The sequence below is a fragment of the Halomonas sp. LC1 genome, from assembly GCF_030247125.1.
In the GTDB taxonomy this organism is placed as follows: domain Bacteria; phylum Pseudomonadota; class Gammaproteobacteria; order Pseudomonadales; family Halomonadaceae; genus Vreelandella.
Genome location: NZ_JASSPG010000012.1, coordinates 1 through 16,878 on the forward strand (window position 1 = coordinate 1; position 16,878 = coordinate 16,878).

The following is a 16,878-nucleotide window of genomic DNA, read 5'->3' on the forward strand; positions in this document are numbered from 1 at the left end:
AAAGCCGGGTTGGCAAGAGGGTTTTGTAAAAAAACTCCAACATGACCCTGCTAAGCTGAAACGTTGTGTGTCTCTCCACTCTACTAAGCTGAATGATTCAGCATACTCATCGCTTCAGATACCAGCGATTCAGAGTTTAAGTCTGCAATCGTACGAGCGCCTGTCAGGGTCATGGCAACCTTCATCTCTTTTTCGAACAGGTCGAGCAGGTGGGCCACCCCCGCTTCACCCGCCGTTGCCAGTGCATAGATGAAAGCACGACCAATGAGCGCAGTGTCCGCCCCCATGGCAATCATTCGCACTACATCTAGTCCGCTGCGTACGCCAGAGTCAGCCAAAATGGCCAAGTCACCTTTGACAGCATCTGCAATGGCAGGGAGCGCACGCGCGGTAGAGGGCACGCCATCCAACTGCCGGCCGCCATGATTCGACACCACGATTCCATCGGCACCAAAACGCACGGCATCTCTCGCATCTTCTGGGTCTAAAATCCCTTTGATGATCATCGGGCCATCCCAGAACTCACGGATCCACTCCAAATCTTTCCAGGAGATTGCCGGGTCGAAGTTATCACCCAGCCAGGCAATGTAGTCTTCCAGCTCGGTGGGCTTGCCTCGGTAGTCGGACACATTCCCCAGATCGTGGGGGCGGCCATGAATGCCGACGTCCCATGCCCATAGAGGATGCAGCGCTGCCTGAAGCATGCGCCTCATGGGGCCATGCTTACCACTCATACCGGAGTGGGCATCACGATAGCGAGCGCCAGGCACCGGCATATCGACGGTGAAAATCAGCGTTTTCACACCTGCAGCTTTCGCGCGCTCCAGCACGTGCTTCATGAAGCCACGATCTTTCAGCACGTAGAGCTGAAACCAGATGGGACGCTCCACGGCGGCGGCGACTTCCGCGATGGGGCATACCGACACGGTAGAGAGCGTGAACGGCACCCCCTTCTTGGTGGCTGCGCGCGCCGCCTGCACTTCGCCACGCCTGGCATACATACCCGCAAGCCCAACAGGGGCTAGTGCGAGCGGCATGGCGAGCTTTTCACCCAATAGCTCGGTTTCCAGTGAAAGCGACGACATATCCTTGAGCACACGCTGACGCAGCGCGACATCGCGCAAATCATCGACATTGCGACGCAGCGTATGCTCGGCATACGACCCGCCATCGGCATAATGGAAGAGAAAGGGAGGAAGGCGGCGCTTGGCAGCCTGGCGGTAATCCGTTGAAGCAGAGATGATCATGACGGGCCCTATGCACGGAAGACGTTATTGTAAGTAGCCACTAAGAGTAGGCGCGAAATCGCTGGCGATGGCTTTACACTACGACTGACCGTACACAGCGATACGCCTGCCATTCAGCTTGCATTGGTCATACCAATTGACAACCAACGTTCAGTAACGTTAATGACAAGCTGATGGCATGTCAAACGAAGATCCCACCTGACGGGTAGCCGAGCTATAGACCTTAGTTTAGCCACGATCTCTGGCGAACACGGTATTCGCTGCTTGAGTCGCCCTCTAAAACGCCCTATTATTGGTCTTACCAATTAAGGGAGCACTTATCGATGACCTACCCTCCGCTCCGTCAACAGCGCCTTGCCGACGTGATAACGGAACGCCTGGAAGCCATGATTTTGGAAGGCAGCCTCAAGCCCGGCCAGCGTTTACCCCCAGAAAGGGAGCTGGCCGAGCGTTTCGGCGTATCGCGCCCATCGCTGCGAGAGGCCATTCAAAAGCTGGCAGCCCGAGGCCTGCTCACCAGCCGCCAGGGCGGCGGCACGTTCGTGAACGAAACGCTGAACAGCGGTTACACCGATCCGCTGCTGGAAATGCTTTCGCGCCATAACGAATTCCATTTGGATCTGTTGGAATTCCGTGACGCCATGGAGGGCATTTCCGCCTACTACGCGGCCCTTCGCTCCACGCCTGCCGACAAAGCCGTTCTCATTCAGCGCTTCGAGGAGCTCGATGGTGGCTTCGTCGGTGCCGACCCGGCTCAGGAAGCAAAACTAGACGCAGCCTTTCATCTCGCCATCGCGGAAGCCGCGCACAACGTGCTGCTGCTGCACACCATCCGCGGCATTTTCCACCTGCTCGAACAGAGCATCGTGGATAACTTGGCCCATCTGTTCGCCAAGCCCGACTCTCGCACCCAACTCATGAAGCAGCACCGCGCCTTGCTGGATGCCATCCTAGAAGGCCGTGCGGAAGACGCCCGAGCACGCGCCCACGAGCACTTGGTGTATGTGGAAGAGGGGCTACTTGAAATGGCTAGAGCCGAAACCCGCGCCCAGCGGGCCTTACGCCGCGCCCAGGGCACCAGCAGTCCGGCATGAGTAATCACCTCAGTCCTACCGCACGGCGCTGGCGTCGGCTATGGCTGATCGCCATTCCTGTGGGGCTATTGCTGTGCATGTGGCAGGCGGCCCAGCTCGCCCGTGAACAGGCGCTGTCGAATCTGCAGGATGACGCCGAGAACGAGCTACGTCTCTCAGCCGCCAACTTGAACGGCTATCTGCTGCGCTACGACTACCTGCCACAAATGCTCGCCACTCGGGAAGGCGTTCAGCGCTTTTTGGGCTCTCCTGATAGCCAAGACCCTATGCCGCTCAACCTGCTGCTGGATCGCTTTCGCTTCACCTCAGGCGTCTCGGACGTGTACCTGCTGGATCGCGATGCCAACACCATTGCCGCCAGCAACTGGCATCGTCCGAACACCTTCATTGGCCAGAACTATGCCTTCCGTAGCTACTACTCGGATGCCATCGCAGGCGGCCAGGGACGGTTTTTTGGGCTAGGTATCAAGTCCCTGGAGCGCGGCTACTACTTCTCCTCACCGGTATGGTTGGACGATACCTCTCCCGATGCCAAGCCCGATGGCGTGCTCGTCGTCAAAGTGCTGCTCGATGATGTCGAAGAGAGCTGGGCCGAACAGGACGCCGAGCTGTTCGTCACCGACAGCGACAACATCATCTTCATGGCCAGCCACCCCGAACTGCGTATGAACGCTCTCTATCCGCTGAGCGACGAACAGCGTGATGCGCTCCGTGACACCCGCCGATATGCCATGGAGCCGCTCACGCCATCCGGCATTCAACTGGATACCCCCTACGGGCCCGGCAGTTACCTTGTGAGCTTTGCCCATGGCCCGCTAAGCGGCGGGCGCTATTTGAGCCTGACCCGCCCCATCCCCGAGTTTGGCTGGCAAATGCATATTCTCAAGCCGCTGACGCCGGTCATGAACGCCCAGTGGATTGCCGCCCTGATGGCGGGCGGGCTTTACGGCGTCATCGCCCTGGCGGGCGGCATTGGCTGGCAACGTCTCCGACTGCGCCGAGAGCGCGAAGCCTTTGCCGAGCGGGAGCGCCAAACGCTCGCCCGCGTACGCGATGAGCTCGAAGTCAGCGTCGAGCGGCGAACCCGCGACCTGGTCGCCAGCAACCAGCGCCTCTCCGATGAGATCGAAGAGCGGCGACGGGCAGAGGCCAACCTACGCCAAACCCAGGACGAACTGATTCAAGCTGCCAAGCTCGCCGTGCTGGGGCAACTGGCAGCGGGCATCAATCACGAACTCAACCAGCCCCTGGCCGCCATTCGCGCCTATGCGGAGAACGCTCGCCGTTTCATCGAACTGGCACGGATCGAACGCGCCGACGCCAACTTGGCGCACATTGTCGAGCTCACCGAGCGCATGGCCGACATTAGCGCCCAGTTGCGCCAGTTCTCCCGCAAGAGCAGCGAGCGCCAGGAAACGATTTCGGTACAGGCGTGCATCGAGTACGCACTGCGGCTGTTCCATAGCCGCCTTCGCGATGACGGCATCCACGTCGTCCAGCAGTGGCCGGAAGAGATCCTCTGGGTAGAGGGCGACCTGGTGCGCCTGGAGCAGGTGCTGGTGAATCTGATCGGTAACGCGGTTCAGGCCATGAAGGAGATCGAAGCGCCTGTGCTCACGCTTAGCACCCACGTAGACGATCACTACGTGGTCATCAGCGTGGCAGACAATGGCCCAGGCATTGCAACGGATCATCTAGGACACATTTTTGAGCCCTTTTTTACCACCAAAGCACCGGGCAGCGGATTAGGGCTAGGACTCTCGATCTCCTCGCGTATTATGGAAGACCTGGGAGGCAAGCTACAGGCCAACAATCTGGCCAATGGCGGTGCCTGTTTTACGGTAACCCTGCCACGCTCGCCAGCGCCTTCCCCCTCCCGCCATGAACAGGAGAACCCATCCCATGCATGAGCCGTCGACACTGCCGGTCATGGTGATCGACGACGAGCCGCATCTTCGCATCACCGCCAGCCAAACCTTAGAACTCGCGGGCTATACGCCCCACTGCTTCGAGTCCGCCGAACAGGCGCTGGCCGCTTTGCCACCCGACTTTCCCGGCGTCATCGTCAGCGATATACGCATGCCCGGCATGGACGGCATGGCGCTGCTGCATGAACTGCATAGCCGCGATGCCACGCTGCCGATCATTCTGATTACCGGCCATGGCGATATCTCCACTGCGGTAGAGGCGATGCGGGCAGGTGCCTGGGACTTTCTGGAAAAACCCTTCGCGGGCGACCAGCTGCTGGATGTGGTGAGGCGTGGCATCGAAAAGCGCCAGCTAAGCCTCGAAAACCTGCGCTTGAAAGCCGAGCTAGAGGTGCAGCAAGCCGCGCTGGGCCCGCGCCTGGTTGGGCGAACGCCAGTGATCTCACGGCTTGCCGCCATGATCCAGCGTATCAGCCAGGTGGAAGCCGACGTGCTGCTGTTTGGCGAAACGGGCACCGGCAAAGACCTCGTCGCCCGGGCCATTCACGAGCGCAGTGCCCGGCGTAACAGCCCCTTCATGGCCATCAACTGCGGCGCGGTGCCGGAAAACACCATCGAGTCCGAGCTGTTTGGCCATGAAAAAGGCGCCTTTACCGGCGCAGTCGAACGGCGCATTGGCAAATTCGAGCACGCCAACGGCGGCACGGTCTTTTTAGACGAGATCGAGTCGATGCCGTTGGCTCTACAGGTGAAGCTGCTGCGCGTGCTTCAAGAGCGCAGCGTGGAGCGCCTAGGGGCCAACGAAGCGGTGCCGCTCAATATTCGCGTTATCGCCGCTACCAAAGTGGACCTGAAAGTCGCCGCTGACGAGGGGCGCTTTCGCGAAGATCTTTATTACCGGCTCAATGTGGTGACGCTCCCGCTGCCAGCCCTACGGGAAAGGCGGGAAGATATCCCGCTGCTGTTCCAACACTTTGCCGTGGTCGCCGCCAACCGCAGCGGCCTGGAAGCACCGACCCTGGATAGCCATGCCGTGGCCGCGCTGCTGGCCCACGACTGGCCCGGCAACGTTCGCGAGCTGCGTAATTTAGCAGAACGCTATGTACTGTTAGGCGCGGCGTTCGACTACCGCCTGGATGTCCTTCTGGAGGGGGTTGCCGCAGATACGCAAGAACCCACGCTGCCGCGTCAGGTAGAGCTATTCGAGAAGAGTCTGATCAGCCAGTCCCTGGCCCGCCACCATGGCCGCGTGACCGATGTTTGTCGCCATCTGGGGATTCCCCGCAAAACCTTTTACGACAAGCTAAAGAAGCATGGCCTCAGCGCCGACGACTATCGCCACAGCAGTGAGCCTTGATGAAAGAGCTCCAGCAGCACCCCCCACGGGGGCACCCAGGGCACCAGCACCAGCAGGGCAATCAGCATCAGTAGGTTAGAGAGCGGGCGGCGACTATCGCCCAGTTTCAGCGCCGTACCGAACGAGCGCTTCAACCGCGCGCCCTCCAAGTCGACGCTAAACAGCTCGTCCAGGCTCAGATGGATGATGAAGCCGAGCAGCACCGCCGCCCCGTGGGACCACGCCAGCCAAGCCGGCTGCACCAATAAATGGTAGCTAATGGCAGCGGTGGCCAGCGCGCAAAGCCCGGCGGCCATCAGCGAATGCCAGATGCCACGGTGCACGGTCAGGCGCGAAAACAGCACCGCTGCCAAATAGCGCACCGAAAAGTAGATGCCCCCGCAGGCCACCAGCAGCAACCCAGGCGTCAGCCAGGGTTGGAGCAGCAACACGCCCAGCACCAGTGACGGAACGGATAATAGATTGAAAATCAGGCGGATAGAGCGGGACCGATCGGCGTCGATATCGGGCAGAATGCCGCCAAAGGCCACCAGAGCAATGACCAGCAGCGCTTGTGGCGCTCCCCACCACTGGGCCTGCCAGCCAACGTAGGCCATTAGCGTGCCGCCCGCTGCTGCTACCGTTATATGCGTGCGAAAATTAGCCATGTTGCGGCACCCTGGAAAACTGGATAAATTACCAGATTTTTTGAGCGTGCAACATGGCTATGTTAGAAAAAAGAGTGGTAGGGCAAGCGCTTAGCGACCGCTTTCGGCATCGCCGAGAAACTGATCTTTTAACTTCACGTAATTGCCAGCGGTATAGGGAAAGAACGCGCGCTCTTTCTCCTTGAGCGGGCGCAGCGCCTTTGCCGGGTTGCCTGCGTAAACATAGCCGCTCTCCAGCCGCTTCCCGGGCGTCACCACGGCGCCAGCGGCAATGATCACCTCGTCTTCCACCACGGCACCGTCCATGACGATCGCTCCCATGCCCACCAAGATACGGCTACCCAGCGTGCAGCCATGCAGGATGGCCTTATGGCCAATGGTGACATCCTCGCCAATGGTGAGCGGAAAGCCGTTGGGGTTGAAGTCACTCGCGTGAGTGATGTGCAGCACGCTGCCATCTTGAACGCTGGTGCGCGCGCCAATGGTGATGCGGTGCATATCGCCACGAATCACCGTCATGGGCCAGACTGAGCAGTCATCGCCGAGCGTGACATTGCCAATCACCACGCTGGCGGGATCGATGTAGACACGCTCACCCAACTGCGGCGAGACGCCTTGATACGTTCGTAGGGCACTGCTCATGGCACACTCCTCTAAAGCATTTCGCGTTTCGTGTCGACGCGGTATGACAGCACTATAGCAACCCGCCGAGTAGAACAATAAACGTCAGTGGAATCGAGACCCAGCGAACGATATTGCGCCACATGACATAGCCACCATCGCCCACGCCCAGCGCTTTCACGACCAGCGCTTGCGGCATCACCCAAGCGGCAAAGGTAGCAATCAGCAAACCACCTAAGGGCAGGAAAATATCGGGCGGAATACTGCTCACCAGTTCGAACACGTTACGCCCAAACAGCGGCCTAAACTCGGCCAGCGTCGAGAACGAGAACGCCGATAGCAGGCCCAGAAGCCAGACGCTGATCGCCACCACGGCGGTCGAAAGACTGCGCCGCCAGCCCAGCCCCTGCAGCGTAGCCACCATCGGCTCGGCAAGGTTAATCGCCGAGGTCCAGGTGGCCAGCAGCAGCAGCAGGAAAAATACGCTGAGCCAGAGTGAGCCCCAGGGCAGCTCGGAAAACGCGATGGGCAGCGTCACGAACATGAGTCCTGGTCCATCGGCGGGGTCCATGCCCTGGGCAAACACCACCGAGAAAATCGCAATGCCTGCCAGCAGCGCCACGCTAATGTCCAGCACCGCCACGGCAAAGGCCGCCTTCGGCAGGCTCTGCTCATCGGGCATGTAAGCCCCGTACGCCATCAGCGCACAGGCACCGACTGCCAGCGTAAAGAAGGCATGGCCCATGGCATGTAACACGACAGCGGGCGTCACGTCCTCGAAGGAGGGCAGAAAGAGCCACGACAGCGCGGTACCAAAGCCCGACGTAGTAGTGGCATAAATAGCTAATAGCAGCAGCAACCCGTAAAGCAGCGGCATCAGCAGGTTGTTGAGCCGCTCGAGCCCTTTGGCCACCCCGGCTGCCACCACCGTCATGGTCATGAAGAGGAACAGCGAGTGATTGAAGATCAGCAGCCCAGGGTTCGCCAGAAACGCGTCGAACCCCGCGCCGATCTCGGCAGCGCTGGCGCCGTCAAAATTGCCGTTCACCGAGGCCACTAAAAACTCAATCGACCAGCCGGAGACCACCGAGTAAAACGACAAAATACAGAACACGGTGAACGCGCCAAACAGCCCCAACCAGCGCCAGTGCCGGGAAGCCCCGGCTTCTGACGCCAGCACGCCGAGCGCCTGCATCGGCCCGCGCCGCCCGGCACGCCCAATCAGGATTTCCGCCATCATCACGGGAATGCCTAACAGCAGCACGAACGCTACGTAAATCAACAGGAAAGCAGCACCGCCGTTCTCTCCCGCCACATAGGGAAAGCGCCAAATATTACCCAGCCCAACCGCAGCACCTGTTACCGCCAAGATAAAGGCCCGTTTCGACCCCCAGCGCTCTAGCGTTTCACTCATTACTTGCTCCTGCCATGGGTGGCATTGTTGGTGACACTTGCAGATTACGGATATGGAAAGGCGGCAAGACTAGCAGGCGCCTGCCCCCAGGCCAAACGCTTGCAGCGGGTCAAGCATTGAAACAACGCCTCACTGCCCGCACTGTGTCATCATCAGCGCACGTTTTTGTGCGCCCCTAACTTGATTGCTACCGAGGTGCTTATGTCCCGCAACCCGTTGCTAGAGAGCCACGAGCTTCCCCCTTTCGCCGACATTCGTGCCGACCACGTGGTGCCTGCCGTGGACACGCTGCTCGATGAGAGCCGCGAGGCGATTGATCGCCTAGCCCAGCAGTCCGCTACCACACCCCCAACGTGGGAGAACTTTGCCGCCCCGCTGGAAGCAGTGAATGACCGTCTTTCCCAAGCTTGGTCGCCGGTATCGCACCTCAACGGCACCATGAACACCCCCGAGCTGCGCGATGCTTACCAAGCTTGCTTGGAAAAACTCTCTGCGTTTGGCACATGGGTCGGTCAGCACGAAGGGCTGTTCAAAGGCTGGCAGGCGCTAAAGGAGAGCGAGAGTTGGCCAACGCTCACGGCTGCTCAACAGCGCACGGTGGATAACGCCCTGCGCGATTTCCGTTTGGCCGGGGTCGACCTACCGGCGGATAAGAAGGCTCGTTACGGCGAGATTCAGTCCCGCCTCTCCACGCTTTCTAACCAGTTCTCTAACAACGTGCTGGACGCCACTCAGGCGTGGCACAAAGACATTCAGGATCGCGAGGCGCTGGCGGGCGTTCCGGAGAGCGCCCTGGAGACCCTTAAAGCGCTGGCAGACGCCAAAGGCGTGGAGGGTTATCGCATTACGCTGGATTTCCCCAGCTTCTTCCCCATCGTCAGTTATGCCGACAGCCGCGAGCTGCGCGAGGAGGTGTATACCGCTTTCGTGACCCGCGCCTCCGACCAGGGTCCCAACGCAGGCAAATTCGACAACGCCCCCATTTTGGAAGAAATACTGACCCTGCGTCAGGAACTGGCGCGGCTGCTGGGCTTCGATACCTACGCCGACTACTCGCTGACCACCAAAATGGCAGACTCCCCCGCGCAGGTGCTGGACTTCCTGGAAGACCTCGCCCGCCGCGCCAAACCGCAAGCGCAGGAGGAGTTCGCCGAACTCAGCGCCTACGCCCGTGACAAGCTAGGTATCGAGACGCTCAAACCCTGGGATGTCGCCTACGCCAGCGAGAAACTGCGCGAAGCACGCTACGCTATTTCCCAAGAGCAGCTGCGCCCCTACTTCCCCGCGCCGCGGGTCGTCGATGGTTTGTTCCAAGTCGTCGAGCGCCTTTATGGCGTTCAAGTAACAGAAGACAGCAGCGCTCCGAGCTACCATGACGATGTGCGCTTCTTCCGTATTACCGAACAGGGCACGCCGATTGCCGGGTTCTACCTGGATCTCTACGCCCGCGAAGGTAAACGAGGCGGTGCGTGGATGGCCGACTGCCGGGTACGCCGCAAAACCGAAAACGGCGTGCAGCTCCCCGTGGCCTTCTTGACCTGCAACTTCACCGCGCCGGTGGGCGGCAAGCCTGCACTCCTCACCCATGACGAAGTGACCACGCTGTTCCACGAATTTGGCCACGGCCTGCACCATATGCTGACCAAGCAAGAGGTGGCCGATGTCTCGGGCATCAACGGCGTCGCCTGGGATGCCGTCGAGCTGCCCAGCCAGTTCATGGAAAACTACTGCTGGGAGCGGGAAGGCCTCGACCTGCTGGCCAAACATGTGGACACCGGCGAACCGCTGCCGGATGTTTTGTTCGAGCGGCTGCAAGCGGCGAAAAACTTCCAGTCCGCCATGGGCATGGTGCGTCAGATCGAGTTTTCACTGTTCGACCTGCGCCTTCACCACGAGCTGGAAGCGCCTTCGGCCAGCGATGTTCAAGCGCTGCTCGACGACGTGCGTCGCCAAACCTCCGTCTTGCCCGTGGTCGACTTCAACCGCTTCCAAAATAGCTTCAGCCACATTTTTGCGGGCGGTTACGCTGCCGGCTACTACAGCTACAAGTGGGCAGAAGTGCTCTCCGCCGACGCCTGGAGCGCTTTTGAGGAGGCGGGTATCTTTGATCCCACCACTGGTCAGCGCTTCCGTGAAGAGATTCTGGAGCAAGGCGGCGCGCGGGATGCCGCCGAGCTATTCCGCGCCTTCCGAGGCCGTGAACCCAGCGTCGAGCCGCTGCTGCGCCATAGCGGTATTCGCGCGGCCTAAGCCGCCCCGACCGTTTCGATACGGTGTGGCGGCATGGCCGTCACACCTTGGGAGTAAAGGTATGTCGAGTGTTAAACGATTTATCGCGGGCGTGACCTGCCCACGCTGCGCCGCCATGGACCGTATTCGCGCCTGGGAGCAGAACGGTATTCGCTACCGGGAGTGCGTCAGCTGCGATTTTTTCGAGCAGCTGCCCATCGAAGACGAAGCGGCCCCGGAGCTCACCACCCGAGTGAACCAGGTTCGCGACGAGCAGAAAGTTCAGGACATCCAGCCCGTGCGTATTCTAGATCCTGGCAAAAAGAAGTAACGCCCCTCGCCGCCCCGTCGCAGGGTGCGGCGAACACTCCGCCTGCCAAGTGTGCGGAATTCCGCACACCTGCCTACCTGATCCGTGCGAAAAGCCAGACACTCCGCGCCTTTTGTGTTTCAACCAAAGTTGAAGACCGATTTTTCAATTCATTGATTTAAAAATAAAAATGCATACATGGCACGAGTATCGCTCTGTATAAGCTGCTTAATGATGAAGCACTGGCGGTGTCCCGCATACGCCAGACGATAATCCCAATAACAGCTTAGGAAATCTCGCCATGCGCAATACGATGCCCAAAACGATTGCCCTGCTCGCAGGTAGCGCACTTCTCGCCGCTGGCACTGCCCAAGCGGACCGCTCCGAGTGGCCGACCAACTTCACCGTAGGGACTGCCAGCCAGGGCGGCACCTACTTCGTTTACGGTTCTGGCTGGGCAAACTTCATTGCCGAAGAGCTAGACGTTTCTGGCGGCGGCGAAGTCACCGGCGGCCCGACCCAAAACCTGGCGCTGGTGCACAGTGGCGATATGGCCTTCGGCCTGACCACCATGGGCCCGGCATCCGATGCCATGAAAGGCGAAAGCCCGCTGGCCCCCGGCCTGGTGATGGACAACGTGTGCGCGCTGTTCCCGATGTACGAGACACCGTTCTCCATCGCGGCGCTCTCTAGCTCCGGCATTACCTCCATCTCAGACATTCCTGATGGTGCGCGCATCGGTTTCGGCCCGGCCGCCTCGACGTCTGACACCTACTTCCCGGCCATGCTGGAGACCCTGGGCGTGAACTTCGAGCGTCGTAACGGCGGCTGGTCGGATCTGGGCGGCCAGCTTCAGGACGGTCTGCTCGACGTTGTCGCCTTTGCAGCGGGCATCCCGATTCCGGCGGTTAGCCAGCTAGAAGTACAAACCGACGTGAACATCATCGAATTTACCGAAGAAGAGCTGGCCACCGTGCTGGACAACTATCCGGTTGCTGAGTTCACCATCCCCGCCAGCACCTACACCACGCTGGAAGAAGACGCTCGTGCCGTTTCCATGTGGAACTTCGCCATTGCCGGTTGCGACCTGCCGGAAGACTTCATCTACGAAGTCACCAAAGCGACCATGGAAAACAACGATCGGATGCGCGACGTACACCGCAGTGCTGAAACCAGCATTCCGGAGAACATCGTTCATAACACCGTCCTGCCCTTCCACCCGGGTGCAGCACGCTGGTACGAAGAGAACGGTTACGACATCTCTGACGACATGATCAAGTAAGTACGACGCACCATCGCGCTGCCCCGCTGCCGATCCTGTCGGGCGGGGCAGCGTTCGCTACTGCCCCTTTCTCTGCTTTTGCTGTGAGGGTGACCTCTGATGAGTCACAATACCGACCAAGACCCCAACGGCCTCAAGGATGACGCCCTAGCGGCTTCATCAACGCCCGACTCGATTGCCGATGGCGTCGATGAAGAAGTTGTTGAGCCCAACCGCCGCCTATTCGTTGGCTGGCAGTTCCTGCTATTTGCAGCACTGGCGATTGCCTACTCAGGTTTCCACCTGTTTTCACTCAACGTGTACCCCATGGAAACCTGGTCGTTCCGTATCGTTCACATCGCCGGTGCGTTGATTTTGGGTTACGGGCTGTTTGCCGGTGCCCGCTTTGCTGAAGATGACCAGCAAGCCTCCCCTGCTTGGCTGAAATGGGTGAGCTATGCGCTGTTGATCCCTGCGGTGTACTCGCTGGTCCAAGTGGTTTTGATGCAGCAGACCATCAACGGCGGGGCGATGCGTATCGACCCGGCCGTAGAAACGCTGCACTTTGGCTACCCACTGATGGCCACCACGGCGGTCGCCATCGTGCTCTCCTGGTTCTACCGCCAGGCGCGCCACCGTTTCAACGCCGCTGATCTCGTGCTCATGGTGTGCGCACTGGCCAGCGCGGGCTACCTACTGATGGCCTTCAACACCACCATGCGGATGTCCACCGGCACCTCGTTTGCGCCGCCCGGCATCTCTTGGGCAGCCATCGCAGGCTCGCTGCTGATTCTCGAACTGACTCGCCGGGTGGCAGGGTTGGCGCTGGTCGTTATTTCGGCCGTGTTCCTGACCTATGTCTTCGCAGGCCCCTATTTACCCGGCTTCCTGGGCTATCCTGGCCTGTCGGTCCAGCGCTTCTTTAGTCAGGTCTATACCGATGCGGGCATTCTCGGCCCGACCACGGCGGTCTCGTCCACCTATATCATTCTGTTCATCATTTTTGCCGCGTTCCTGCAGGCCTCCAAAGTGGGCGACTACTTCGTCAACTTCGCCTTTGCCGCGGCAGGCCGCGCCCGGGGTGGCCCGGCGAAAGTCGCCATCTTTGCCTCTGGCTTGATGGGGATGATCAACGGTACGTCGGCTGGTAACGTGGTCTCCACCGGCTCCCTGACCATCCCGCTGATGAAGAAAGTCGGTTACCCCGCTCGTAGTGCAGGGGCGATCGAAGCGGCCGCCTCGACCGGTGGTCAGATCATGCCGCCCATCATGGGGGCGGGTGCGTTCATCATGGCGGAAGTGACCGGTATCCCCTATACCGAAATCGCCATTGCCGCCGTCATTCCGGCCATTCTCTACTTTGCATCGATCTACTTCATGGTAGATTTCGAAGCCGCCCGTAAAGGCATGCGCGGCATGCGCAAAGACGAGATTCCGCTGTTCTCCAAGCTAGTGAAGCAGGTCTACCTGTTCGCACCGATCATCATTTTGATCGTGGCGCTGTTCATGGGCTACTCGGTGATTCGTGCGGGTACGCTGGCCACTGCCTCTGCGGCCGTCGTCAGCTGGATTTCACCCAACAAGATGGGCCTGCGCGCCATTCTAAGAGCGCTGCAGCTGGCGGGCACCATGTCCATCCAGATCATTGCCGTGTGTGCCTGCGCGGGGTTGATCGTGGGCGTGATCTCGCTGACCGGCGTTGGCGCGCGCTTCTCTTCGCTGCTGCTGGGCTTGGCGGGCGTTAGCCAACTGCTGGCGCTGTTCTTCGCCATGCTGATCAGCATTCTGCTGGGCATGGGGATGCCGACCACGGCGGCCTACGCAGTGGCCGCATCGGTGGTCGCACCAGGGTTGATCAACATCGGCATCGAGCCGCTGATTGCCCACTTCTTCGTGTTCTACTTCGCCGTGGTCTCGGCCATTACGCCGCCGGTGGCGCTGGCCTCTTACGCGGCCGCCGGTATCTCTGGGGACAACCCCATGGGCACCTCGGTGGCGTCGTTCAAGATCGGCTTGGCGGCGTTTATCGTGCCGTTCATGTTCTTCTACAGCCCGGCCATGCTGATGGAAGGCTCGGCGATGCAGATCCTACGCGTTGGCCTTACCGCCACGCTGGGCATCGTGCTGCTCTCTGGTATGGTGCAGAAGTGGTTCTTCGGGCCGGTGAATGTGGTGCAACGCTTGGTGATGTTAGTGGGCGCACTATTCCTGATTTACGGCGGTATCTATACCGACGTGGCAGGCTTGGCGATTGGTGCCGCGCTCTTCCTCATGCAGCGCAAGCAGTACGGCGGCAAAGGCAAGGCAACGGCAAACGCTACCTAAACCGTTACGTTTACCAGAGCCACGCTACGCAAAACCGCGTACCACCCACGCAACAGCCGGAACCGAGAGGTTCCGGCTTTTTTATGCGCCTAGCACACGGCGTATGACGCTCAGCCCAGCGTGAACCAGAGCGCTGCGGCCAGCATCGATAGCAGGGTGATCGGTACACCCACTTTAGCGAACTCTATAAACCCAAGGTGGACCCCTTGACGCTTCGCGCCTTCTGCCACGATCAGGTTCACCACGCTGCCGATAAGCAGCAGGTTGCCGGCCAGAGTCGACATGACCGCCAACATGACGAGGGTGGACTCTGACAGTGCAGGGAATAACCCCAACAGCAGCACCACAAAAGGGACATTGCCAATCACGTTACTGGCCACCAGCGACATACCCGCGATACTCCACGCATCGCCGGGCAGCCCGCCTTCGCCGACCAGACGGTTCACGACCACGCTAGCCTCTGGCAGCGATGCCAAACTCCCCGTGACGATAAACAAGCCCATAAACAGCAGAAGCAGATTCCAATCGACGGCGTGTGTGTAGCGGTGGCTGGCTACCCGGCGCGACATCATCAGCACCAGCGCCACGGCCAGCGCCGACCACTCGCGGGGGAGCGGTGTCGAGAACAGCACCAGTAAGGCAACAGCAGCCAACAGCGGCTTATAGCGAAGGCTTTCTGTCACAGGCGCCGTTGCCAATGGGACCGAAGCGGGGGCACTGAGCCACCAGCGCCGTCGCCAGACGAGCCAGATGACGCTGTAGGTTGTCATTAGCGAGACCAGTGCAGGGACGGCGGCTTGCAGGCTGTAATCCCAAAACGCTAAGTCGCCCGCCTGACCAATCAGAATATTTTGCGGGTTGCCGATTAGGCTCGCCGCCGAGCCTGCGTTGCAGGACATCGCCAGGGCCAACAAGAACGGCCGAGGGTCTAACCCTCGCGCCAGCAGCGTCTGGCACAGCAGCGGCGTCAGCGCAAAGGCGACAATGTCATTGACCAACAGCGCCGATAGCACGCCGCCCAACAGCACTACGCCGAGCAGCAGTTTGCTAGGCTGTTCCGCATGCCGGGCCATCCACTCTGAAAGCTGGTGATACACCCCTGAAAAGCCAAACTGGGCCGAGACCAGCATGAGCGCCATCAGCAGCACCAGCGCGCCGATGTCGATATGGCTGGCAATCTCCTCCAGCTGAACGGTGCCGGTCACCAGCAAGACACACGCCGCCGCGAGGGCCATCCAAGAGCGGTCGACCTGCAGGCCAGGCAAGCGGCCCACTGCCATGCCCAGGTAGGTGAATGCGAACATGGCAGTGATCAACCACATCGTGTGGTGCTCCTTCTCAAAGCGCAAAAAGAGCAGGCATCATACGGTGCTTGCTGATCGCCACAAAGCGCTAAAAACCTGATAGAGACCCATAAAAAAACCGGCCTGCATCGAAGATGCAGGCCGGTATGATCAGCAGGCAAAAACGTTAGCTCAGGTTATCCACCACCTTCAAGACCGGGGCTGCCTGATTCAGCGTGTAGAAGTGCAGGCCTGGCGCGCCGCCGTCCAGTAGCCGCTCGCACAGACGAGTCACTACATCGGTACCAAAGGCGGCAATGGCATCGCTATCATCGCCGTAGGCTTCTAACTGCTTGCGAATCCAGCGGGGAATTTCCGCGCCGCAGGCATCGGAAAACCGCGCCAGCTTGGTGTAGTTGGTGATCGGCATGATGCCGGGAATGATCGGCTGCTCGACACCCAGCGCACGCGCTTTATCAACGAAGTGGAAGTAGGCATCGGCGGTAAAGAAGTACTGGGTAATCGCCATGTTGGCACCCGCATTCATCTTACGGGCAAAGTTTTCCACATCCTTATCGAGGCTGGGGGCCTGTGGATGAGATTCCGGATACGCCGCGACCGCGATGTCAAAGTGGTCGCCCGTCTCGTCACGAATGAACTCTACCAATTCATTGGCGTAGCGCAGTTCACCGATACTGGCCATTCCGGAGGGCATATCACCGCGCAGGGCCACTAGGCTATCGACGCCCTCTTCCCGGTACTGCGCCAGTAAGTCACGCAGTTGGGCCTTTTCGCTGCCGATGCAGGAGAGGTGCGGCGCCGTGGTGATGCCACTTTGGCTAACGGTGCGCACGATATCCCGAGTGCGCGCCTGGGTGGAGCCACCCGCGCCGTAGGTGACCGAGAAAAAACGCGGGTTACGAGCGGCCAGCTCATCACGCACGTGAATTAGCTTCTCCCGACCGGCATCGGTGTTGGGCGGAAAGAATTCAAAGCTAATACCTAACGGATGCTCTTGGCTGCTCATGGTTTGTCCTCGCAGTGCGGTAACGTGATCATTATTTAGGGTATTCTCGCTGCTTCGCCGCGCAGCGGCTAATGAAAGATTCCACGGTCGACCTTCAATTCGGCTCATGTTGGCACTACCGCGTCTATCAAGGAG

13 protein-coding genes are annotated in these 16,878 nt (G+C 59.9%); 7 read left to right on the plus strand and 6 right to left on the minus strand.

Annotated features, from left to right (window positions below):
• Positions 1–83: 83 nt before the first annotated feature.
• A complete protein-coding gene (gene lldD / locus QIT27_RS16525; RefSeq protein ID WP_285264442.1) occupies positions 84–1,247 on the minus strand; it encodes an FMN-dependent L-lactate dehydrogenase LldD in 1,164 nt (387 codons plus the stop codon).
• Between the two features lie 323 nt (positions 1,248–1,570).
• Between lldD and QIT27_RS16530 the strand changes: the two genes are divergently transcribed.
• Genes QIT27_RS16530 through QIT27_RS16540 form a run of 3 tightly spaced genes read left to right on the plus strand, consistent with a single transcriptional unit; the run spans position 1,571 to position 5,626 of the window.
• Entirely contained in the window at positions 1,571–2,341 is a 771-nt protein-coding gene (locus tag QIT27_RS16530; RefSeq protein ID WP_159340575.1) for a GntR family transcriptional regulator, read from the plus strand.
• A complete protein-coding gene (locus QIT27_RS16535) occupies positions 2,338–4,251 on the plus strand; it encodes a sensor histidine kinase (protein WP_285264443.1) in 1,914 nt (637 codons plus the stop codon). Before QIT27_RS16530 ends, QIT27_RS16535 begins: the two co-directional genes overlap by 4 nt.
• Positions 4,244–5,626, plus strand: a complete 1,383-nt coding sequence (locus QIT27_RS16540; protein WP_159340573.1) for a sigma-54-dependent transcriptional regulator — start codon at positions 4,244–4,246, stop codon at positions 5,624–5,626. Before QIT27_RS16535 ends, QIT27_RS16540 begins: the two co-directional genes overlap by 8 nt.
• Here QIT27_RS16540 and QIT27_RS16545 read toward each other — a convergent pair.
• The 3 genes from QIT27_RS16545 to QIT27_RS16555 form a co-directional block, all read right to left on the minus strand.
• Positions 5,602–6,273 carry a metal-dependent hydrolase gene (locus QIT27_RS16545; RefSeq protein ID WP_159340572.1) on the minus strand — a complete coding sequence of 224 codons (672 nt, stop codon included), beginning with the start codon at positions 6,271–6,273 and terminating at the stop codon, positions 5,602–5,604. The genes QIT27_RS16540 and QIT27_RS16545 overlap by 25 nt on opposite strands.
• 90 nt (positions 6,274–6,363) lie before the next feature.
• A complete protein-coding gene (locus QIT27_RS16550) occupies positions 6,364–6,915 on the minus strand; it encodes a gamma carbonic anhydrase family protein (RefSeq protein WP_285264444.1) in 552 nt (183 codons plus the stop codon).
• 52 nt (positions 6,916–6,967) lie between these two features.
• The gene (locus QIT27_RS16555) at positions 6,968–8,308 is read right to left on the minus strand and encodes a sodium-dependent transporter (RefSeq protein WP_285264445.1); all 1,341 of its coding nucleotides are present in this window, start codon (positions 8,306–8,308) and stop codon (positions 6,968–6,970) included.
• Positions 8,309–8,509: 201 nt separating this feature from the next.
• Here QIT27_RS16555 and prlC point away from each other — a divergent pair, with 201 nt between their 5' ends.
• From prlC to QIT27_RS16575, 4 genes are all read left to right on the plus strand, one after another.
• A complete protein-coding gene (gene prlC / locus QIT27_RS16560) occupies positions 8,510–10,558 on the plus strand; it encodes an oligopeptidase A (protein WP_285264446.1) in 2,049 nt (682 codons plus the stop codon).
• Positions 10,559–10,619: 61 nt separating this feature from the next.
• The gene (locus QIT27_RS16565; RefSeq protein ID WP_159340568.1) at positions 10,620–10,868 is read left to right on the plus strand and encodes a YheV family putative zinc ribbon protein; all 249 of its coding nucleotides are present in this window, start codon (positions 10,620–10,622) and stop codon (positions 10,866–10,868) included.
• A gap of 280 nt (positions 10,869–11,148) precedes the next feature.
• Positions 11,149–12,129: a TAXI family TRAP transporter solute-binding subunit gene (locus QIT27_RS16570; RefSeq protein ID WP_159340567.1), complete on the plus strand. Its 981-nt coding sequence runs from the start codon at positions 11,149–11,151 to the stop codon at positions 12,127–12,129.
• A 99-nt stretch (positions 12,130–12,228) separates the two neighbouring features.
• Positions 12,229–14,433, plus strand: coding sequence for a TRAP transporter permease (locus QIT27_RS16575; protein ID WP_285264447.1), 2,205 nt, complete (start codon positions 12,229–12,231; stop codon positions 14,431–14,433).
• 110 nt (positions 14,434–14,543) lie between these two features.
• On the opposite strand, the gene QIT27_RS16580 is transcribed toward QIT27_RS16575, so the two are convergent.
• Both QIT27_RS16580 and metF read right to left on the minus strand, forming a co-directional pair.
• On the minus strand, positions 14,544–15,755 hold the full coding sequence (locus QIT27_RS16580; RefSeq protein WP_285264448.1) for an ArsB/NhaD family transporter: 1,212 nt from the start codon (positions 15,753–15,755) through the stop codon (positions 14,544–14,546).
• Positions 15,756–15,903: 148 nt separating this feature from the next.
• A complete protein-coding gene (gene metF, locus QIT27_RS16585) occupies positions 15,904–16,743 on the minus strand; it encodes a methylenetetrahydrofolate reductase [NAD(P)H] (RefSeq protein WP_044630438.1) in 840 nt (279 codons plus the stop codon).
• Positions 16,744–16,878: the final 135 nt, after the last annotated feature.